General features: G+C 38.8%; 18 protein-coding genes. All 18 read left to right on the top strand.

The window, feature by feature from the left end:
• The first annotated feature begins 101 nt into the window (after positions 1 to 101).
• The 18 genes from parE (at position 102) to arsA (ending at position 20,943) form a co-directional block, all read left to right on the top strand.
• Positions 102 to 2,093 (top strand): DNA topoisomerase IV subunit B, encoded by a 1,992-nt coding sequence (gene parE / locus J2S13_RS02155; protein WP_307256041.1) that lies wholly within the window; start codon positions 102 to 104, stop codon positions 2,091 to 2,093.
• Positions 2,080 to 4,509 (top strand): DNA topoisomerase IV subunit A, encoded by a 2,430-nt coding sequence (gene parC, locus J2S13_RS02150; protein ID WP_307256040.1) that lies wholly within the window; start codon positions 2,080 to 2,082, stop codon positions 4,507 to 4,509. Before parE ends, parC begins: the two co-directional genes overlap by 14 nt.
• A 343-nt stretch (positions 4,510 to 4,852) precedes the next feature.
• Positions 4,853 to 6,286 (top strand): alanine/glycine:cation symporter family protein, encoded by a 1,434-nt coding sequence (locus J2S13_RS02145; protein ID WP_307256039.1) that lies wholly within the window; start codon positions 4,853 to 4,855, stop codon positions 6,284 to 6,286.
• A 411-nt stretch (positions 6,287 to 6,697) separates the two neighbouring features.
• A complete protein-coding gene (locus tag J2S13_RS02140; protein ID WP_307256038.1) occupies positions 6,698 to 7,450 on the top strand; it encodes a YybI family spore inner coat protein in 753 nt (250 codons plus the stop codon).
• A 429-nt stretch (positions 7,451 to 7,879) separates the two neighbouring features.
• The gene (locus J2S13_RS02135) at positions 7,880 to 8,596 is read left to right on the top strand and encodes a phosphoadenylyl-sulfate reductase (RefSeq protein WP_370873931.1); all 717 of its coding nucleotides are present in this window, start codon (positions 7,880 to 7,882) and stop codon (positions 8,594 to 8,596) included.
• A 61-nt stretch (positions 8,597 to 8,657) separates the two neighbouring features.
• Positions 8,658 to 9,809, top strand: a complete 1,152-nt coding sequence (sat, locus tag J2S13_RS02130) for a sulfate adenylyltransferase (protein ID WP_307256037.1) — start codon at positions 8,658 to 8,660, stop codon at positions 9,807 to 9,809.
• A gap of 70 nt (positions 9,810 to 9,879) precedes the next feature.
• On the top strand, positions 9,880 to 10,473 hold the full coding sequence (gene cysC / locus J2S13_RS02125; protein WP_307256036.1) for an adenylyl-sulfate kinase: 594 nt from the start codon (positions 9,880 to 9,882) through the stop codon (positions 10,471 to 10,473).
• Between the two features lie 12 nt (positions 10,474 to 10,485).
• Positions 10,486 to 12,111 carry a nitrite/sulfite reductase gene (locus tag J2S13_RS02120; protein WP_307256035.1) on the top strand — a complete coding sequence of 542 codons (1,626 nt, stop codon included), beginning with the start codon at positions 10,486 to 10,488 and terminating at the stop codon, positions 12,109 to 12,111.
• 80 nt (positions 12,112 to 12,191) lie between these two features.
• A complete protein-coding gene (locus J2S13_RS02115) occupies positions 12,192 to 12,413 on the top strand; it encodes a DUF3906 family protein (protein ID WP_307256034.1) in 222 nt (73 codons plus the stop codon).
• Between the two features lie 60 nt (positions 12,414 to 12,473).
• Positions 12,474 to 13,247: a uroporphyrinogen-III C-methyltransferase gene (cobA, locus tag J2S13_RS02110; RefSeq protein WP_307256033.1), complete on the top strand. Its 774-nt coding sequence runs from the start codon at positions 12,474 to 12,476 to the stop codon at positions 13,245 to 13,247.
• Positions 13,244 to 14,005, top strand: coding sequence for a sirohydrochlorin chelatase (locus tag J2S13_RS02105; protein ID WP_307256032.1), 762 nt, complete (start codon positions 13,244 to 13,246; stop codon positions 14,003 to 14,005). Before cobA ends, J2S13_RS02105 begins: the two co-directional genes overlap by 4 nt.
• 83 nt (positions 14,006 to 14,088) lie before the next feature.
• Positions 14,089 to 14,976 (top strand): sulfite exporter TauE/SafE family protein, encoded by an 888-nt coding sequence (locus J2S13_RS02100; protein WP_307256031.1) that lies wholly within the window; start codon positions 14,089 to 14,091, stop codon positions 14,974 to 14,976.
• A 509-nt stretch (positions 14,977 to 15,485) separates the two neighbouring features.
• Positions 15,486 to 16,400 carry a UDP-N-acetylmuramate dehydrogenase gene (gene murB, locus J2S13_RS02095; protein ID WP_307256030.1) on the top strand — a complete coding sequence of 305 codons (915 nt, stop codon included), beginning with the start codon at positions 15,486 to 15,488 and terminating at the stop codon, positions 16,398 to 16,400.
• Positions 16,401 to 16,609: 209 nt separating this feature from the next.
• A complete protein-coding gene (locus J2S13_RS02090; RefSeq protein ID WP_370873934.1) occupies positions 16,610 to 16,975 on the top strand; it encodes an ArsR/SmtB family transcription factor in 366 nt (121 codons plus the stop codon).
• Between the two features lie 15 nt (positions 16,976 to 16,990).
• The gene (locus J2S13_RS02085) at positions 16,991 to 18,286 is read left to right on the top strand and encodes an arsenic transporter (RefSeq protein WP_307256029.1); all 1,296 of its coding nucleotides are present in this window, start codon (positions 16,991 to 16,993) and stop codon (positions 18,284 to 18,286) included.
• Between the two features lie 14 nt (positions 18,287 to 18,300).
• The gene (gene arsC, locus J2S13_RS02080) at positions 18,301 to 18,720 is read left to right on the top strand and encodes an arsenate reductase (thioredoxin) (RefSeq protein WP_307256028.1); all 420 of its coding nucleotides are present in this window, start codon (positions 18,301 to 18,303) and stop codon (positions 18,718 to 18,720) included.
• A gap of 49 nt (positions 18,721 to 18,769) precedes the next feature.
• The gene (arsD, locus tag J2S13_RS02075) at positions 18,770 to 19,132 is read left to right on the top strand and encodes an arsenite efflux transporter metallochaperone ArsD (protein ID WP_307256027.1); all 363 of its coding nucleotides are present in this window, start codon (positions 18,770 to 18,772) and stop codon (positions 19,130 to 19,132) included.
• Between the two features lie 23 nt (positions 19,133 to 19,155).
• Positions 19,156 to 20,943: an arsenical pump-driving ATPase gene (gene arsA, locus J2S13_RS02070; protein ID WP_307256026.1), complete on the top strand. Its 1,788-nt coding sequence runs from the start codon at positions 19,156 to 19,158 to the stop codon at positions 20,941 to 20,943.
• Positions 20,944 to 20,991: the final 48 nt, after the last annotated feature.

The following is a 20,991-nucleotide window of genomic DNA, read 5'->3' as shown; positions in this document are numbered from 1 at the left end:
CATGACAAAACATAAAGAAAGTGTTATGCTTGGTCTTAAGGAACATTTGTTCGTTTTTGGATCTCTACTTGTTGGGGATCTGTTTTGAAAGGGGAATGCTTGTGGCGAATAATAAAAAAATAACAGAATACAATGATGATGCGATCCAAGTATTAGAGGGTCTAGAAGCGGTAAGAAAACGACCCGGAATGTATATTGGTTCAACCGATACGAAAGGTCTTCATCATCTTGTATATGAAATTGTAGATAATGCTGTCGATGAGGCACTCTCAGGATATGGAAATGTCATTAAGGTTAGGATTCATAAAGATAATTCCATTAGTGTGGAAGATGAAGGCCGGGGAATGCCAACGGGAATGCATAAGTTAGGAAAACCGACACCTGAAATTATATTGACAATCCTTCATGCTGGCGGAAAATTTGGGCAAGGAGGGTATAAAACAAGTGGTGGTTTACACGGTGTAGGTGCTTCTGTAGTGAATGCTTTGTCCGAATGGCTGATTGTGACGATTAGCCGGGACGGTTACATATATGAACAGCGTTTCCACCATGGTGGGAAACCAGAAACGACGCTTGAAAAGATTGGAAAGACGAAGAAAACTGGAACGAAAATTCATTTTAAACCGGATGAAAGCCTATTTAGTACGACAAAGTATAATTATGATATTCTTTGTGAGCGGCTACGTGAATCTGCTTTTCTTCTAAAAGGTTTAAAAATCGAAATATATGATGAACGTCAAGATCAACAGGATGAATTCTGTTACGAAAATGGCATTCAAGCGTTTGTTGAATACTTAAATGAGGAAAAAGATTACCTACATCCAGTTGCCTTTATGGAAGGCGAAAACAATGGAATTGAAGTGGAATTTGCCTTTCAATTTAATGATGGATTCTCTGAGAACATATTATCATTCGTGAATAATGTGCGGACGAAAGACGGAGGAACTCATGAGGCCGGAGCGAAAAGTGCGATGACACGCGTCTTCAATGATTATGCTAGAAAGGTCAATTTACTAAAAGAGCGCGATAAAAACTTAGAAGGAACAGATGTTCGTGAAGGATTATCCGCGATTATATCGGTCCGAATTCCTGAAGAATTATTGCAATTTGAAGGTCAAACAAAAGGAAAATTAGGGACAAGTGAAGCGCGATCCGCAGTGGATGCGGTTGTCAGTGAACATTTGTCTTATTTCTTAGAAGAAAACCCCGATATCAGCTCCTTACTTATTAAGAAATCGATGAAAGCAGCTCAAGCACGCGATGCTGCCAGAAGAGCGCGGGAGGATGCTAGAAACGGGAAGAAACGAAAAAAATCTGAAACGATTCTTTCAGGCAAACTAACCCCTGCACAATCTCGAAATCCAAATAAAAATGAACTCTATTTAGTAGAGGGAGATTCGGCAGGTGGTTCAGCAAAACAAGGAAGAGATCGGCGCTTTCAAGCGATACTCCCACTGCGCGGTAAGGTGATCAATACCGAAAAGGCAAAACTTCAAGATATTTTTAAAAATGAAGAAATCAACACGATCATTCATGCGATTGGTGCGGGAGTAGGCCCAGAATTTAATATTGACGACATTAACTATGACAAAGTTGTCATTATGACCGATGCTGATACAGACGGAGCTCATATTCAAGTATTATTGCTCACCTTCTTCTACCGCTACATGAAACCATTAATCGAAGCAGGCAATGTCTATATTGCTCTTCCACCTTTGTATAAAGTGAGCAAAGGAACGGGCAAAAAAGAAGTAATAGAATATGCTTGGACAGATGAAGAACTCCAAGGTGCCATCAAAAAAATTGGAAAAGGGTATATCATCCAACGTTATAAAGGTCTTGGAGAAATGAACGCAGATCAACTATGGGAAACGACGATGAATCCGGAATCACGTACCCTTATCCGAGTTCGAATCGACGATGCCGCAAGAGCAGAACGTCGAGTGACAACACTTATGGGAGATAAAGTGGAACCCCGTAGAAAATGGATTGAAAATAATGTCGCTTTCGGTTTAGAAGAGGATGGAAGCATTTTAGATAATGAGCATGTGACGATCTTGGAAGGTGGGAAAGCAAAGGATGTCAACGAGTGAACGTTTTCAAGATATGCCTTTAGAAGAGGTATTAGGAGACCGTTTTGGACGGTATAGTAAATACATTATTCAAGAACGGGCTCTTCCAGATGCACGGGATGGGTTAAAACCAGTGCAAAGAAGAATATTATATGCCATGCATGTAGATGGAAACACTTTTGAAAAGGGATTCCGAAAATCAGCCAAAACCGTGGGAAATGTCATCGGGAACTATCATCCACACGGGGATACTTCGGTTTATGATGCCATGGTCCGAATGAGTCAAGAATGGAAATTAAGAAAATTATTAATTGAAATGCATGGGAATAACGGAAGCATTGATGGGGATCCACCTGCAGCGATGCGTTATACAGAGGCTCGTCTTTCGGCCATCGCATCCGAATTGCTTCGTGATATTGAAAAACAAACGGTTGGTTTTGTACCCAATTTTGATGATACAGCGAATGAACCAACCGTACTTCCAGCGAGATTTCCGAACCTTTTGGTCAACGGATCCACAGGAATTTCTGCGGGATATGCAACTGAAATCCCCCCCCATCATTTAGGAGAAGTTATCGATGGTGTCATGATGCGAATTGACCGTCCAAAATGTACGGTAGAAGAACTAATGACCGTTATTAAAGGCCCTGATTTTCCAACAGGAGGAATTATTCAAGGGATCGAGGGCATTAAGAAGGCCTATAAAACAGGAAAAGGCCGAATTATCGTTCGGGGAAAAGCGGAAATTGAAGATGTACGGGGAGGCCGTCAACAAATTGTCATTACCGAAATCCCATATGAAGTGAATAAAGCGAATTTGGTTAAAAAAATCGATGAATTTCGTGTAGACCGGAAAGTTGATGGCATTTCTGAAGTAAGGGATGAGACCGATCGTACGGGCTTAAGAATTGTCATTGAATTAAAAAAAGACATCGATGCAGAAAGTGTATTAAATTATCTTTATAAAAATTCTGATCTTCAAGTCGCTTATAACTTTAATATGGTGGCCATTCATAATCGTCGCCCAGAGCTTATGGGGCTGACGAGTTTACTTGATTCCTATATCCATCATCAAAAGGAAGTAGTGACTAATCGTTCCCGTTTTGAATTAAATAAAGCAAAAGAGCGTCAACATATTGTCGAAGGATTGATGAAAGCTTTATCGATTCTAGATGAAGTCATTGCGACGATTCGAGCTTCAAAAGATAAGCGGAATGCCAAAGACAATTTAAAGGTGGAATATGAGTTTACAGAAGAACAAGCCGAAGCGATCGTTTCGTTACAGCTTTATCGGCTTACGAATACGGATATTACGGCTTTGCGGAAAGAAGCGGAGGAACTGGCCAAACGAATCGAGGATTTAACCGCTATATTAGAAAGTGAACGGAAACTTCTAAATGTCGTAAAAAAAGAGTTAAGAGACATCAAGAAAAAATATGCAGATGATCGCCGGACGAAAATTGAGGAGAAGATTGAAGAAATTAAAATTAACTTAGAAGTGTTGATTCCAAGTGAAGACGTGATGGTTACGATCACAAAAGATGGCTATATCAAACGAACAAGCCTTCGCTCTTATACTGCATCCAATGGACAGGATTTAGCTATGAAGGAATCAGATCGAATTCTTGCGCAGTATGAATTGAATACAACCGATGTTTTATTATTATTTACGAATAAAGGGAGCTATTTGTATCTCCCTGTCCATGAACTTCCTGATATCCGTTGGAAGGATTTGGGGCAACATATTGCGAATATCATTTCGATTGATCGGGAAGAGCAAATTTTAACGGCGATACCAGTTAAGGATTTTGCTGAACCGAAATATATATTATTTATTACGAAAAATGGCATGACGAAACGATCAGAGCTCGCTCAATTTAAAGCTCAGCGTTACTCACGACCACTTGTCGCAATCAATTTAAAAGAAGAGGATGAAGTGATAGATATTCATTTAACGGATGGACTTCATGATCTCTTTTTGGCGACTCATTTTGGCTATGGGCTTTGGTTTTCTGAGGAAGAAGTGAATATTGTAGGACCCCGAGCAGCAGGTGTCAAAGGGATGAATTTAAAAGAAGGGGACAGAATTGTAAGCGGAAAGGTCTTTCCAAAGAATGAAACCCCATACCTCTTTTTAGCTACCCAACGTGGAGCGGTTAAAAAAATGAAGCTAGATGAATTTGAAAAAACTTCACGAGCAAAACGAGGACTTGTGATGTTGAGGGAATTAAAAAGTCATCCACACCGCATCATGAAAATTGAGTTGGTGAAAAATGGAGATCAACTAGCTGTTCAATCTGAAAAAGGGGAAATCGAGATAGTGGAGATCTCCCAATTACGTCCTAACGACCGCTACTCAAATGGTTCCTTTATCATAGATGAAAAAGAGAATGGAGAAGTCTCCGATGTATGGAAAGTAATGCCTCCTGTCGAATGACCTTTCGAGGCAACAAATGATTATATAAGAAAAACTTTAGTGCTTGTATAATATCGAGAAGTTTTTTTACATAAGGATGGTTCTAAAAAGGTACGTATGTCTTTACTTTTAGGACCATCCTTTTTGTTTTATTATATTAAAAAAATATTTATTCATCATATAATTTAAAAAGAACATGTTTACTAAATTAGATAAAGAAAGGTATAATAATTACTTGGTAAGTAATCTATTATATAAAGAGACATTTTTTATAATAAAATAAGTATTCATATTTATTAGAATATTATTCTTTATATATTAAAATCTGAAGATAGGAAATTAACTTTACAAGAGGGGGAATAACATGCAAGAAATATTAGATCTGGTGGATCAGACGGTAGTTCATGTGAATAATTATCTATATACGTATTTAATGATTGCTTTATTATTAATATTAGGTCTGTTCTTTTCTATTAAAACGAATTTTGTCCAGTTTCGTTATTTAGGGGAAATGTTCCGGGTTCTTTTTGATAAAGCGACCATTTCACCAGAAGGGAAAAAAGGAGTATCCTCATTCCAAGCATTTACGATTAGTACGGCTTCCCGTGTAGGGACAGGAAATTTGGCCGGAGTAGCAACGGCAATTGCTGTCGGCGGACCAGGTGCTGTTTTTTGGATGTGGCTAATTGCCTTTATTGGTGCGGCTTCCAGCTTTATCGAGAGTACATTAGCGCAAATTTATAAAGTGAAAGATCGTGACGGTTTCCGTGGTGGTCCAGCGTATTATATGGAAAAAGGATTGAACAAACGATGGATGGGGATTATCTTTGCCGTTACCATTACGATTACGTATGGGTTAATTTTTAACTCTGTACAATCCAACACCATTTCGGTGGCCCTAAGCAATAGTTTAGATATTAAAACATGGATGATTGGTCTCGTTCTAGCGATCTTAACGGCCGCGATTATTTTCGGTGGTCTAAAACGAATTGCCAATGTGACGCAAATTTTGGTCCCATTCATGGCGATTATTTATATTTTATTAGCTCTCTATATTTTAATCGTGAATATTCAAGAAATCCCTCATATGATCGCTCTAATAGTTAAAGGTGCATTTGGGATGGAGCAAGTAGTAGGGGGTGGTCTCGGAGCGGCCATCATGAATGGAATTAAGCGGGGCTTATTTTCCAATGAAGCTGGGATGGGATCAGCACCAAACGCAGCGGCAACTGCTTCTGTTTCTCACCCAGTAAAACAAGGATTAATCCAGACACTTGGGGTCTTTACGGATACAATTATCATTTGTTCAGCGACTGCTTTTATTATCCTTTTGTCCAATCAATATACAGGTGGATTAGAATCCATTGAATTAACCCAATCAGCTTTATCAGTGCATGTTGGGGATTGGGCAGGATTATTCGTCGGGATAGCGATTTTCTTATTTGCCTTTAGTTCTGTCATTGGAAACTATTATTATGGGGAAACAAATATTGAATTTATTAAGAACTCGAAAACGATGATGTTTATTTATCGACTTGCCGTGATTGGGATGGTCTATTTTGGTTCAGTCGCTAAAATTAGTCTTGTCTGGAATTTAGCGGATCTATTTATGGCAATGATGGCCTTCATTAACTTAATTGCTATCGCTATGTTATATAAAATTGCGATGGCCGCTTTAAAAGATTATCGAATTCAACGTAAAAAAGGAAAAGACCCGGTATTTTATGCCGATTCAATTGAAGGACTAGGGGAACTTGAAGGTTGGGAAAAGAAACCTGCAACGAATAAACAATCGTGAACTACCCGTCAATGAATTGACTGAGCTTCTCGCTTCATCGGGCGGTCTATCGACCTGCCCTCCACGAAGGTTCATTCCGAACCTTGCAATGGTTTCAAATGAGTGGGTCTTTCCCACATGACAGGCATTATTTTACGTGGTGACTGTTCTTTCTTCACCACAACCCCATATAATGCAGTTTTCAAAGAACACTCGTTCTTGTAAGTAGTATATCATGTTTTGTCTTGCCATCCCACAAGGGGATTTCGACAAAAGCGTACTCTCATCTCTACTCTAAAGAGGTAGAGGATTCCCGTCCGCAATCCTAAATCTATTTAGAAGCTAACGATTATGGGTTAGCCTCTTTTTGTTTTCCGATTTTCTCATATTTTTTCCTTTTAAGGGGAAAATATGAGAAGGAGGCGATAGTTGATGAAAAAGCGAATGATCATTCTATTTTTAGCAGGCCTGATCATTTTTTCTGTGAATCAAAAAATAGCAGTGAATGCCCATGAAAACAAAAACAATGTGGAGACGATCGCAACATATGAAGAAGATGTAACAGGCGATGGTCAAAAAGAGATCATCGAATTAAAAGGGAAGCGTTTTGAACCTGATTCTCATTTTTATAAACATGTGTGGGCCGAAATTGATGGGATTCCACCTAAAAAAGTCATCATAGAATATGAAGGAGGATTTGAACCTGAAATTCAATTTGTTGACTTAAATCATGATGGTGTCAAAGATTTATTTTATTCAAGTGCGACAGGTGGAAGCGGTGGTTTTTACAACTATGCCCTTCATACATTGAAAGATCAAAAACTTAAGGACATTGGGTTACCAGATTCTTTAGCGATTGAATCAAGTTTTGAACCGAATTTTAAAGGAAAGATCCAAATCCCCGGCATGGCATCTCCTATTATTGTCGATCTTCAAGATCGAAAGCAGGATTACTTAAGGCTAGGAATTTATTTGCCCAATGGAAAACTCAATGAACCAACTGAATTGATGGTTTTGCCAATCGCTCTTATGAAACCAGTAAAAATGAACGAGGGAAATGGATTAGAAGCCTATCAACAAGTGAGTGGAGCTTATCATGCGGATGGAATCGGTACTGTCATTTCTAAATGGAGTTACGAACAAGGGAAATGGCAATTAAAAGAGACAAAATGGGAGGAAAGTTAAAGAAATATTGAAAAAAATAGCGTATAAATCGAGGGGTACGAACGTATGTTCAATTCCCAATAGGGGCGAAAAGGAACAGAGTCTCCTTGCTATTATATAAAGGCTATTCTTTTCAACCTCATCATAAATATCATGATTAAGCGGAGAAGAGAAAGGACGAAAAGAAGTTTCCACCCCATGATTTAAAATAGGAAAAATCAAAATCTGCAAATTCCTATAAAAAAACTAGGAAAAGTACAGAAATACCATTGACTTTCATACACGAACTGCTTAAAATAGTAAACAATTCAACTACGAAATGAATAACACGCTGACTAGACAACTAGAGGCGGTTTTAACCAAAAGTGCGAACAGTACTTCCGGTTAAAGCGGCCTTTTTTCTATTGTTGTCTCATTTCGGGAATTTTCACGTAGAGAGAAGGGATCCATTTGAACAAACCATTAACTTATGAAACCTGGGATGAGTGGGAAGGAATAGAAGTGGATGAAACGACTGCTGATCGTGGCGCATTGGCTGTTCTCACATGGGCTTATGATCAGTATAAAGAGAAATTGGTTTATGCTTGTAGTTTTGGAATTGAAGGGATTGTGTTAATCGACTTCATTTCAAAGGTGAACCCAACAGCGACCATTGTTTTCTTAGATACGAACCTTCATTTTCAGGAAACCTATGATTTAATTGATAAGGTAAAAAAACGGTATCCGTCCTTGCAAATCCGAATGCAGCAGCCAGAGCTTTCTTTACAAGAGCAAGCTGCAACATTCGGCGATGAGCTTTGGAAAACCGATCCGAATAAATGCTGTGAAATGAGAAAGATCATCCCACTAAGAAAAGCACTTGAACCTGCAATAGCATGGATTTCCGGATTAAGAAGGGATCAATCTGAAACGAGAAGACATACTAATTATTTTAATCGGGATGATAAATTTCAAAAAATTAAAGTTTGTCCACTGATCCATTGGACTTGGAAAGATATATGGAGATATGTTCATAAACATGATCTTCCATATAATGAATTACATGACAAAGGCTATCCTAGTATTGGGTGTGCTCCATGTACATCCCCTGCTTTCAATTTAGATGATTTGCGATCCGGAAGATGGTCTGGAACACAAAAGATTGAATGCGGGCTACACGAAGGATAATTATTTTTTTAATCTAATTCATAGTAAAATGATATGAAAAGTATATTAAGGAGGAATTACCATGACAGCTATTCAGCCACATGGCGGTTATTTAGTCAATGCCTACCAACCAGACGTGAACACAGATCAAATTGAAAAGGAAATTGTATTAGATTTAACAGCTCTCAGTGATTTAGAACTCATTGGAACAGGTGCATACAGTCCGATTCAAGGATTTTTCAATCAGCAAGATTATGAACAAGTTGTCCATCATTTACGATTATCATCAGGAGCTGTGTGGAGTATCCCAATTACATTGCCTGTTTCTTCTGAAAAAGCAGAGGAACTTTCGATTGGGGATACGGCAAAGCTAACATATGAAGGGGTTACTTACGGAATTATTACAATTTCAGATATATATGAACCTGATAAAACAATTGAAGCATTGAATGTATATAAAACAGTTGAAACCGCCCATCCAGGAGTGAAAAAACTGTACGATCGCGGGGAGGTTTATATTGGGGGTCCTATCACATTAATCAAAAGAATCGAGCGAGATCAATTTAGTTCATTCTATTACGATCCAAGTGAAACAAGAAAAATCTTCGAAGAAAAAGGGTGGAAAACGATCGTTGGTTTCCAAACGAGAAACCCTGTTCATCGTGCCCATGAGTATATTCAAAAAACTGCTCTGGAGATTGTAGACGGATTACTTTTAAATCCACTTGTTGGTGAAACGAAAAAAGATGATATTCCAGCGGATATTCGGATGGAAAGTTATCAAGTGTTGCTGAAAAATTACTATCCACAAGATCGTGTTTTCCTAGCCGTTTTCCCTGCGGCCATGCGTTATGCGGGACCAAGAGAAGCCATCTTCCATGCGCTCGTTCGTAAAAATTATGGTTGCACCCATTTTATAGTTGGGAGAGACCATGCAGGTGTCGGCAATTATTACGGAACATATGATGCCCAACAGATTTTTTCTCAATTTACGAAAGATGAGATCGGCATCACTCTCCTATTCTTTGAACATAGTTTTTATTGCACAAAATGCGGAAACATAGCCTCAACGAAAACATGCCCACATGATATAGAGGATCGTGTCATCCTATCAGGGACAAAGGTAAGAGAAATGTTGAAAAATGGTGAACTTCCACCAAGTACATTTAGCCGAAAAGAGGTCGTGGAAGTACTGATTAACGGGTTAAGAAAGAAAGCGAAAATTCATTCATAACACGAGATGAACATAAAACGATGGGGATGTGAGACACCACACCCCCATTTGGATAAAGGAGAGAAATGAATTGGCCCAAAATATCGTATGGCATCAACAGTCCCTAACTAAAGCGGATCGCCGCGAAAAAAATCAGCAACATAGTGCTGTTTTATGGTTTACGGGGCTTTCGGGATCTGGAAAATCAACCATTGCAAATGCTGTTGCTGAGAGGCTATTTAAGGATGGATTTCAAACGTATGTACTAGATGGGGATAATATCCGCCACGGTTTAAATAAAGATTTAGGTTTTACAGAGGAAGATCGCAAAGAAAATATTCGTCGAATTGGCGAGGTCTCCAAATTATTTGTGGATAGTGGCCAGTTCGTCCTTACCGCCTTTATCTCCCCATTTCGAGAAGATCGAGAATCAGTACGTTCGCTTTTAAAAGAGGATGAGTTCGTTGAAGTGTTTGTCGATTGTCCGATTAACGAATGTGAGGCTAGGGATCCAAAAGGCTTATATAAAAAGGCAAGGACCGGAGAAATTCCTCATTTTACAGGAATTTCATCTCCATATGAAGCGCCAACACAACCTGAAATTGTGTTAGAAACCGCCCGTTTTTCAGTAGAAGAATGTGTCGATCGGCTCATTCATTATCTAAAGGAGAAAAACTGGATTTAAGGAGGAAGGCAAATGGCTTATGAAAAAATTTGGGCTAATGACCCAAAATTAAATAAAACCGAACTAAAAAAGCTTGAAAAAGATGGCTTGGAAGTCTTAAAGGACATTCCATACTATGCGGAAAATGGGTTTTCATCTATTCCGAAAGAAGAATGGGATTCCTTTAAGTGGGCGGGTTTATACTTGCAACGCCCGAAAAAGGATGGCTATTTCATGATGAGAGTGAAAGTGCCTACAGGAATACTATCTTTCGACCAACTCGTCACTTTAGCACAAATTTCAAAGGATTATGGCCGTAGTATTTTTGATATTACAACGCGACAAGCAATCCAATTTCATTGGCTTACCATTGAAAACATTCCAGATATTTTTCATCGACTCTCACATGTGGGTCTTTCAACGACGGGGGCATGTGGGGATATTCCAAGAAATATTATCGGTAACCCTCTAGCAGGGATTGACCGTGATGAAGTACTGGATACACGACCGATTGTCAAACAAGTAAGTGATTTTTTCCAAAACAATGAGGACTTCTCCAATTTGCCACGGAAATTTAAGATGTCGATCAATGCCAATATCTATAATGCGGGCAATGCAGAAATTAATGACTGTGCCTTTATTCCAGCAGCAAAAGTGATAAAGGGAGAACGAAAAGTGGGGTTTCATTTAAAAGTTGGGGGAGGATTATCGTCTGCACCAAAGCTTGCTCAACTTGTGGACATTTTTATTTTACCTGAACAAGTATTAGAGGTGGCTAAGGGTGTGACGACCATTTTCCGAGATTTTGGTTATCGCGAAAAACGCCATCGTGCACGCTTAAAGTTTCTTGTTGAGGACTGGGGTGTAGAAAAATTTAAAGATACGTTACTGAAATATACAGGTCCGCTGGAAGGAGCGGGGGAAGATTTAACAAATGGCTGGAATGCGGGTTATTTTTACGGAGTATATCCGCAAAAACAAGCGGGGTTGCATTATGTTGGAATCAATATTCCGCTTGGCCGTCTTCATGCAGATGACGTATTGGAACTAGCACGTGTCGCTAAGTTATATGGGGATGGAGAGGTACGTACTTGCGGAACCCAAAATATTATTATTGCCAATGTTCCAACTGAAAACATTGAAGCATTGTTAAATGAAAAACTATTTGAAAAATATCCGCTTAAGCCTCCACAATTTACAGGGTATGCGGTCTCTTGTACAGGAACCGAGTTTTGCAATCTAGCCTTAACTGAAACAAAAGAACGGATGAAGCGAATCGCCCTGTTTTTAGATCAGGAATTATCGATTGATGTGCCAGTACGGATGCATATGACAGGTTGCCCGAACTCATGCGGACAAAGACAAATTGCTGACCTCGGACTGCAAGGAGTATTGATGCGAAATAAAGAGAAAAAAATGGTGCAAGCTTTTGAAATATATGTAGGAGGAACCTTATTAAATAATGGGGAAATCAATCATAAATTGAAAGGGAAAATCGCAGGAGAACATTTGCCCAATGTGTTAAAGCAATTTTTAGAATACTTCCGAGATACGAAACAACCAAAGGAAACATTTTATGAATATGTTCAACGGGTTGGAGTGGAATCTTTACAAATAGAACTTGACCGAATTTTAGGAACGACGGTTACGACTGCTTGATGGTTAATCAACAAATGTAAAGCGGTGTGGAGCATGCAAGACAGCTGCTTCCCCGCTTTTAAAAGAAAGAGAGGAACAATATGAATGTATATCGATTTGAAGTCACGACCGCCGATCAAAAAGTCATTCCGGCCGTTATCGTGGCTTCAACAGATGAAAAAGCTTTTTCCTTAGTAGAGGTCGAATTGGAGAAATATTATTTGAAACTACCAGACATTGAGAATATTACTTTATTTGAAAAGAAAAAGCTTCGAAATGGCGGTGGATTTGTCGTTCCGTATGAAACAAACTCAAGACGATAAGAGAAAAAATGACAACAAGAATTTCTATTTAACGTGGGATGAGAAGAAGGAGGGAGCAGGATGGGAAAAGTATACTTAGTGGGTGCAGGACCAGGCGATCCAGAATTAATCACGGTGAAAGGTTTAAAGGCGATTCAAGAAGCTGACGTAATTTTATATGATCGGTTAATCAATAAGAAATTGCTTACTTTTGCAAAAGAAGGAACTGAACTTATTTTTTGCGGAAAGTCACCGAATCACCATCATTTGCAACAAGAGACAATTAATTATTTATTAGTGAATCAGGCAAAGATGGGGAAAATCGTTACACGTTTGAAAGGTGGAGATCCATTCGTTTTCGGAAGAGGGGGAGAGGAAGCGGAGTTTTTAGCCAAACACAATGTGGCATTTGAAATTGTTCCTGGTGTAACTTCGGGGATTGCGGCACCTGCTTATGCCGGGATTCCAGTGACACACCGTGATTATAGCACCTCCTTTGCTGTTGTAACGGGGCATCGAAAAAACGGGGAATGTGAAGAAATTAAATGGGAAGCCCTTGCTAAAGGGATTGATACATTGGCCATTTATATGGGGGTAAGTAATTTGCCTTATATTCAAAAACAGCTCATTCAACATGGAAAGTCGCCGAATACGCCTGTTGCTTTAATCCACTGGGGAACGACAAATGACCAACGTACAGTAACGGGAACATTGGAAACTATTGTGGAGATCACTCTTCGTGAAAAAATCGAAAACCCAAGTATGATTCTTGTAGGTGAGGTTGTCCAATTACGGGAAAAAATCGCTTGGTTTGAAGAGAAATTAAAGCAAGACACTTTGGAGGTAAGCTCATGAAAGCTGTTCTTTATATATGTCATGGAAGTCGGGTGAAGGAGGGGTGTAATCAAGCGATTGAATTCGTACGACAAACGAAAACAAACGTCAATATTCCCATTCAAGAGGTCTGTTTTTTGGAATTAGCGAAACCGACGATAGAAGAGGGGGTGACTCGTTGTGTAAGGCAAGGCGCAACCGATATGATCGCCATTCCAGTCTTCCTACTAGCGGCTGGGCATGTGAAACATGATATTCCTGCAGAATTAAATCGCTTAAGAAACAAATTCCCGTTTGTGAGAATTCACTATGGTCAACCTTTTGGAGTTCATGAAAAGATTATAGATATTTTATTAGAGAGAATGGAAGAACAATTAGGGGAAATCCAAGAAGACGCAGCTATTTTACTCGTTGGTCGTGGAAGCAGTGATCCTGATACACTACGAGATTTTCAGAAAATCACGCAGTTTTTTCGATATAAAACCAACTTTTCAGATGTGAATAAATGTTTTTTAGTTGCTGCCACCCCATCATTTAACCAAGCTCTAACCCAGGCTCTCAAAAGGAATTCCTCCCAAATTATCATTGTCCCTTATTTATTATTTAGTGGTCTGCTAATGAAAAGAATGAAGAAAACTATTCAATCGCTTGAAACAAGTCAAGAAATTATTTTATGCAATTATTTAGGTTATCATCCATTATTGCAACAAGTATTAATTGAACGTGTACAACAAGTGAATGAAACGATCGAAGAAGTGTGTATTTCTCGTTTTGGGTGATGTTAAACTGGGGAATTTTACGAAAAAATCAAGTGTCCTTCATGGGAAAAGTGACCCGGACACAAGGAAAGCGAGGAGAAACAATGCAAAAATTACTGATATTAGCCATCGTCGGTTTTGCTGCTCAATTAGTAGATGGTGCTTTAGGAATGGGATATGGATTAACATCGACATCCCTTTTATTGCTATCAGGAATTGCTCCAGCTGTTGCTTCTGCTTCTGTCCATATAGCGGAAGTCGTGACAACCGCAGCATCTGGAGTGTCTCATATGAAATTTGGAAACGTAGATAAAGAGTTAGTATGGAAACTCGTGATTCCTGGTTCCATTGGTGCTTTTTCAGGTGCTTGTTTTTTGAGTAGTATTCCAGGGGAAATCATGAAACCTTTTGTCTCCACCTTTTTGATTTTGTTGGGACTATATGTTCTGTTAAGATTTTTAGTTTTAAATGATCGAAAGTCCAAAGTAAGGAAAGCAACAAATAAATTCTATGTTCCCCTTGGGTTTATTGCAGGCTTTTTTGATGCAACAGGAGGAGGCGGTTGGGGACCGATTGCGACGCCTTCTTTAATGGCAAAGAAAGAGTTGGAACCGAGAAAAGTCATTGGGTCTGTAGCTGCCAGTGAATTTGCGGTCGCAGCCTCTTCCTCCATCGGATTTATCCTCGTATTAGGTTGGAATCAGGTGAATTGGTTATGGGCAGGTGCCATCATGATAGGAGGAATTTTTGCAGCTCCATTTGCAGCATGGTTAGTGAAAATATTTCCGGCACATCTACTCGGAATCGTCGTAAGTGGGATGTTAATCTTAACGAATATTCATACCCTATTAAAAATTGCGGGGATTTCATCCGATCATAAGAAATATGTCTATATTGCTCTCGTTGTCGTTTGGATTAGCTGCATTACTTTCGCAATTATAAAAGGCCGACAACTTAAAATTCAAAATAAACAATCTTATATGGAATCATGAAGGGATCAGGGATGTGGACTTGATTCCTATTTTATTGGAACATTGATCTAGCTTATGGCTCCTAACGGCTCGAGGTCATCTGCCCATCATTTCTGTGGCAAAGTTCATCACGCCAAGGCGATTCAAATGCTTGTCACCACTGGACAGTTGCTCTGCTTTTCTCACTTTGTGCAAAATTCACAGTATATTCAAAATTTTCGATCCCAGACAAAGTATTTCCTTCACACTTTATTACAGTCATATAAAGTCATTAAGGGAATACCATGAATTGAAGTACAAATACGCAAGCGCCTTTTGATCATCGGTGTACCGATTTTGTAGTCGCAGGCGAGCTAAAGGAAACACGGCTACAGCAAAGAAATGAAAAAGACAATGTTACTATTATGAATATCATCATATATTGATAAAGGAATTTGCCAGTTAACCCTTCAGACTTTCCAAAAATCATCTTTTTGATTAGAATGGAAGAGAAAGCAATTTTCAACAATAAAAAATAAAGAGGTATATACATGCAAGGTCAATATGATATTTATAAAAAATTAGTGAACATATGTGGAGAAGAAAATGTGTTGATGGATGAACCAATGAAGGATCATACATTAGTGAAAATTGGCGGAAAGGCCGATTATTTAGTGATTCCGAAAACATACGATCAAGTCGTGGAAGTGATTCGATTAAAAGAAGAACTTAATGTTCCTTTTACACTTCTAGGAAATGGCTCGAATGTGTTGATTCAAGATGGAGGATTACGAGGAATTGTACTGCAATTTAGTCAGCTTACAGAAATTAACGTGGAAGGCACTCGTTTAATTACTCAAGGGGGTGCCCATATAAAAGACGCTTCTCGAGTCGCTCTTTCGCATGGATTAACAGGTCTTGAATTTGCTTGTGGAATTCCAGGTTCCATCGGAGGCGCTGTATTCATGAATGCTGGGGCCTATGGCGGTGAAGTGAAAGATGTGATTGACCATGTGAAAGTGGTAAGTCCTACAGGAGAATTACGGACGTATACGAATGAACAATTAAAGTTAGGTTATCGCACAAGTTTGATTAGTGAAACGAAAGATATCGTATTAGAAACGGTTTTCCAACTTGCTGAGGGAGATCCGGCATTAATCAAAGAAAAAATGGATGATCTCACTTTCAAAAGGGAATCGAAACAGCCTCTAGAATATCCATCCGTTGGGAGTGTATTTAAACGGCCACCAGGTTATTTTGCTGGAAAATTAATTCAAGACAGTGGACTCCAAGGAAAAGGTGTCGGTGGGGCAGAAGTATCCACGAAACATGCAGGGTTCATTATTAATAAAAATAATGCAACTGCATCAGATTATGTTGCAACGATCCGCATGGTTCAAGAAAAGGTTAAAGCAACATTCGGGGTGGATCTCGAACTTGAAGTGAAAATTATTGGAGAGAAGTAAAATTAAAAACACTTGACCTCTAAATTCCACAACAGGAGCAGAAGTCGGGTGTTTTTTAGCCTTTAAATATGAGTAAGTGCTTTTAGTGGGAAAATATTGTGTTTAGGATCTTGTGTTGTGTATTAGGTCATCTTTGTAAAAAAATTCATAAAACACTTGCCATCTCTATATTAGTGAATTATTATATAAGCAACCTATTATATATTAGGATGGTAGGAGTAGGAGGTGTTATTTTGAATAACTCAATTGAAATAGAGGCAGCTGCAGCATTATTAAAACTATTAGGTGATAAGACAAGATTATCTATGGTGAAAATGTTGGATACGAATGATTATTGTGTTTGTGAATTTGTCGAAATTTTTAAAATGAGTCAGCCTGCCATTAGTCAGCATATTCGTAAGTTAAAAGATGCAGGATTAGTACAGGAAACAAGAAGAGGACAATGGATCATCTATTCATTAAATAAGGAGAATGTTTATTATCCATTCGTCCACAGCCTGCTTTTGCATCTTCCAAGCCAAGATTTTAAATTAAAAGAATTAGAAGAACAAGGACTACGCATCTCTTGTGATTAATGGAGGATTCATACAGTGACAACTGCCATATTAGCAACAGCCATATTTTTAGCAACACTCATTTTAGTGATCTGGCAGCCTAGTGGATTGAATATCGGTTGGTCTGCTTGCGGTGGAGCAATTCTCGCCCTTTTAGTAGGAGTAGTTGGATTTCATGATGTCCTCGAAGTTATTGACATCACATGGAACGCAACCTTATCGTTTGTGGCGATTATCCTTATTTCCTTAATATTAGATGAGATTGGTTTATTTGAATGGGCTGCCCTACATATGGCAAGGGCTGCGAAAGGTCATGGAATGAAGATGTTCATTTATGTAAGTATTTTAGGGGCCATTGTGGCAGCACTTTTTGCCAATGATGGGGCCGCTTTGATCTTGACACCCATTGTACTGGCAATGGTTCGTAATTTGAATTTCAAAGAAAAGATGATCTTTCCCTTTATTATGGCGAGTGGATTTATTGCCGATACCACATCACTTCCATTCGTGGTAAGTAACTTAGTGAACATCGTATCGGCCGATTTCTTTGATATTGGATTTGTGGAATATGCTTCAAGAATGATCATTCCGAACCTTTTTTCTCTATTAGCCACGATCACGGTATTATTGATTTATTTTAGAAAAAACATCCCAAGGACATATGATCTATCTAAATTACGGCAACCAGTTGAAGCCATTAGGGATCAAAAGATGTTTCGTCTTTCCTGGTTTGTTCTTGGAATCTTATTGATTGGTTATTTTTCTAGTGAGTTCATTCAAATTCCTGTTTCTATCGTAGCAGGATTGGTAGCGATTTTCTTTTTATTCACAGCAAGAAAAAGTCATGCGGTTAACACGAAAGCTGTTATTAAAGGGGCTCCTTGGAGTATTGTATTTTTCTCTATCGGAATGTATGTCGTCGTATATGGTTTAGGAAATGCATGGTTAACTCATTCGTTAGCGAGTGTCATTCAAACAACGGCTGAACAAGGATTATTTGTCGTGACGATTGGAATGGGCTTCATTGCTGCTTTCTTATCATCTTTAATGAATAATATGCCGACCGTCATGATCGATGCCTTGGCAATTGCTGAAACCAAAACTTCAGGTGGAATCCGGGAAGCACTGATTTATGCCAATGTCATTGGCTCTGACCTCGGTCCCAAAATTACTCCTATCGGTTCATTGGCAACCCTTGTTTGGCTCCATGTGTTATCCCAAAAAGGGGTGAAAATATCATGGGGAACATATTTCAAAACAGGGATTTTGCTAACGATTCCCATTTTATTCATGACGTTACTAGGCCTATATGTAGCATTAATACTTTACTAAAGGAGAAACAGGACATGTTAAAAAAATCAATTTACTTCCTATGTACTGGAAATTCTTGTAGGAGCCAAATGGCAGAAGGGTGGGCGAAGAAATATTTAGGAGACGAATGGGAAGTCAATAGTGCAGGGATTTGTGCCCATGGATTAAATCCAAATGCAGTGAAAGCAATGAAAGAAGTGGGTATTGATATTTCCAATCAAACTTCAGATACAATCGATCCTAATTTGTTAAATCATGCGGATTTAGTGATCACATTATGCGGTGATGCTTTTGATAAATGTCCGATTACGCCAAAAAACGTACAATGTAAGCATTGGGGATTTGATGACCCAGCAAAAGCTGAAGGAACGGAAGAAGAAAAATGGGCAGTCTTCCAGCGTGTACGTGATGAAATCGCTGAAAGAATCAAACGTTTTTCAGAAACAGGAAAATAGTTTAAATCATAAGCATATGCTTATGTTATCAAAATTGGGAGGTTTTATAATGAACAAAATTGAAATTTTTGATCCAGCGATGTGTTGTTCAACTGGAGTGTGTGGCCCTAGTGTGGATCCGGAATTAACAAGAGTGGCATCTGCCGTATACTCATTAGAGAAAAAGGGATTGAATATTAAAAGATATCAATTAACGAGCAACCCTGAAAAATTTGCGGAGAATGGGGAGATAACCCGTATTCTAAATGAAAAGGGGCCCGATGCTTTACCTGTTGTGTTAGTGAATGATGTGTTGGTGAAAGTGGGAAGTTATCCGACAGATGAAGAATTTTCCGAATGGTCTGGGGTTAGAGTAGAAGACTTAAATGAAAAACCAAAAGCTCGACTATCAATCGATCTACGTCAACTATAATCTCGATGGAAGAAGGAGAAATTATGTACCCAACATTCAGTCCCAATCATATTCAAACCCCATTTTTATTTTTTACAGGGAAAGGCGGGGTTGGAAAAACCTCAACGGCTTGTGCGACAGCTGTCGCACTTGCAGATCGTGGAAAAAAAGTATTGTTGATTAGTACCGACCCAGCTTCCAATTTACAAGATGTATTTGGAATCGAATTAACGAGTACACCAAAATCCGTCCCAATGGTTGAAAATTTATTTGCTAGTAATATTGATCCGGAATCTTCAGCAAAAGTCTATCGTGAAAAGGTTGTGGGCCCATATCGAGATCAATTTCCAGAAGCAGTTATTGCTACAATGGAAGAACAATTATCAGGGGCTTGTACGGTCGAGATTGCGGCATTCGACGAATTTACCGGTTTTCTTACCAATAAGGAAATCCTAAACAGTTATGATCATATTATTTTTGATACAGCCCCAACAGGTCATACATTACGACTGTTACAGCTTCCAACTGCTTGGAATGGATTTCTAGAAGAAGGGACGCACGGTGCCTCCTGTCTGGGACCTTTATCTGGGTTAGGGGACAAAAAAGAACTATATTCAAAAGCTGTTTCGACCCTTTCTGATTCAACCAAAACCTCTTTAATTTTAGTCACAAGACCAGATGTTTCAACTACTTTAGAAGCAGATCGTGCCTCAAAAGAGCTAAAAGAAATTGGTATCCAAAATCAAATGTTGATCATAAATGGTCTGCTTCAGAAACAAAATGAAGGAGATAAGGTCTCAGCCGCGTTTTACCATCGACAAAGAGAGGCATTAAAGCAGATTCCTGACAATCTAAAAGAGACCGCTACTTATTCGTTGCCATATGTTTCTTATTCTTTAACAGGAGTGGAAAATCTTCGACATCTATTTAAACTATATGATCAAGTTCCAGCAACACATCTATTTACAGAAGATCAAGCTATTCAACTACCAGGATTAAAAACGGTCATTGATGAATTGGCAGCGAATAAAGCAAAGTTGATTTTTACGATGGGGAAAGGGGGAGTAGGAAAAACAACCGTCGCATCTGCGATAGCAGTGGGACTCGTGGAAAAAGGGCATCGTGTTCATTTAACCACAACAGATCCAGCAGCACATCTAGAATACCAATTTCAAAGCAATCAAGTGAATCAAAATTTGAGTATTAGTTGTATTGATCCAAAAGTTGAAGTTGAAAAATATAAAGCTGAGGTCGTAGCCAAATCAAGCAAGGAATTGGATGAGGCAAGTCTTGATTATTTAAAAGAAGACTTAGAATCACCATGCACAGAAGAGATTGCTGTGTTTCAAGCTTTTGCAGATGTAGTTGCAAGGTCGGAAGAGGAAATAGTGGTCATTGATACGGCACCAACGGGTCATACCTTATTATTACTAGATGCCTCTGAAGCTTATAGTAAGGAAATTGCACGATCAACAGGTGACGTTCCGGAAAACGCCAAAAGACTACTTCCTAAGATTCGAAATCAAAAAGAAACAGCCGTCGTGATTGTCACACTCGCAGAAGCAACACCTGTCTTAGAAGCTTCCCGACTACAGGATGATCTAAGCCGAGCGAATATTTTTCCACAGTGGTGGGTGATTAACCAAAGTTTATCTGTTACAAATACGAAGGATCCATTTTTAAAAGGCAAAGCAAATGCAGAACAAGAATGGATTCAAGAAATAAAGGATAAACGGGCAGAGAAATGTGCAATCATCCCTTGGTTTCCTGAAGAAAAGATTGGGTATAACAAGTTAAAAGATTATAATAATGAAGGAACCACACTAAAGTAAGTCCATTAACGTAATAGGTAGAAATTGAGGAAGAATATAAATAATTGG

It is taken from the genome of Oikeobacillus pervagus (assembly GCF_030813365.1).
Classification (GTDB): Bacteria; Bacillota; Bacilli; order Bacillales; family DSM-23947; genus Oikeobacillus; species Oikeobacillus pervagus.
The sequence above is the reverse complement of the archived record's forward strand: the minus strand, read 5'-3'. Positions and strand labels throughout refer to the sequence as shown.

Excerpts from the sequence above, each read along its gene's own strand:
- parC (WP_307256040.1), top strand. The coding sequence starts at position 2,080 with ATGTCAACGAGTGAACGTTTTCAAGATATGCCTTTAGAAGAGGTATTA.
- J2S13_RS02145 (WP_307256039.1), top strand. The coding sequence starts at position 4,853 with ATGCAAGAAATATTAGATCTGGTGGATCAGACGGTAGTTCATGTGAAT.
- J2S13_RS02140 (WP_307256038.1), top strand. The coding sequence starts at position 6,698 with ATGAAAAAGCGAATGATCATTCTATTTTTAGCAGGCCTGATCATTTTT.
- sat (WP_307256037.1), top strand. The coding sequence starts at position 8,658 with ATGACAGCTATTCAGCCACATGGCGGTTATTTAGTCAATGCCTACCAA.
- J2S13_RS02120 (WP_307256035.1), top strand. The coding sequence starts at position 10,486 with ATGGCTTATGAAAAAATTTGGGCTAATGACCCAAAATTAAATAAAACC.
- J2S13_RS02115 (WP_307256034.1), top strand. The coding sequence starts at position 12,192 with ATGAATGTATATCGATTTGAAGTCACGACCGCCGATCAAAAAGTCATT.
- cobA (WP_307256033.1), top strand. The coding sequence starts at position 12,474 with ATGGGAAAAGTATACTTAGTGGGTGCAGGACCAGGCGATCCAGAATTA.
- J2S13_RS02105 (WP_307256032.1), top strand. The coding sequence starts at position 13,244 with ATGAAAGCTGTTCTTTATATATGTCATGGAAGTCGGGTGAAGGAGGGG.
- J2S13_RS02100 (WP_307256031.1), top strand. The coding sequence starts at position 14,089 with ATGCAAAAATTACTGATATTAGCCATCGTCGGTTTTGCTGCTCAATTA.
- murB (WP_307256030.1), top strand. The coding sequence starts at position 15,486 with ATGCAAGGTCAATATGATATTTATAAAAAATTAGTGAACATATGTGGA.
- J2S13_RS02090 (WP_370873934.1), top strand. The coding sequence starts at position 16,610 with ATGGTAGGAGTAGGAGGTGTTATTTTGAATAACTCAATTGAAATAGAG.
- arsC (WP_307256028.1), top strand. The coding sequence starts at position 18,301 with ATGTTAAAAAAATCAATTTACTTCCTATGTACTGGAAATTCTTGTAGG.
- arsD (WP_307256027.1), top strand. The coding sequence starts at position 18,770 with ATGAACAAAATTGAAATTTTTGATCCAGCGATGTGTTGTTCAACTGGA.
- arsA (WP_307256026.1), top strand. The coding sequence starts at position 19,156 with ATGTACCCAACATTCAGTCCCAATCATATTCAAACCCCATTTTTATTT.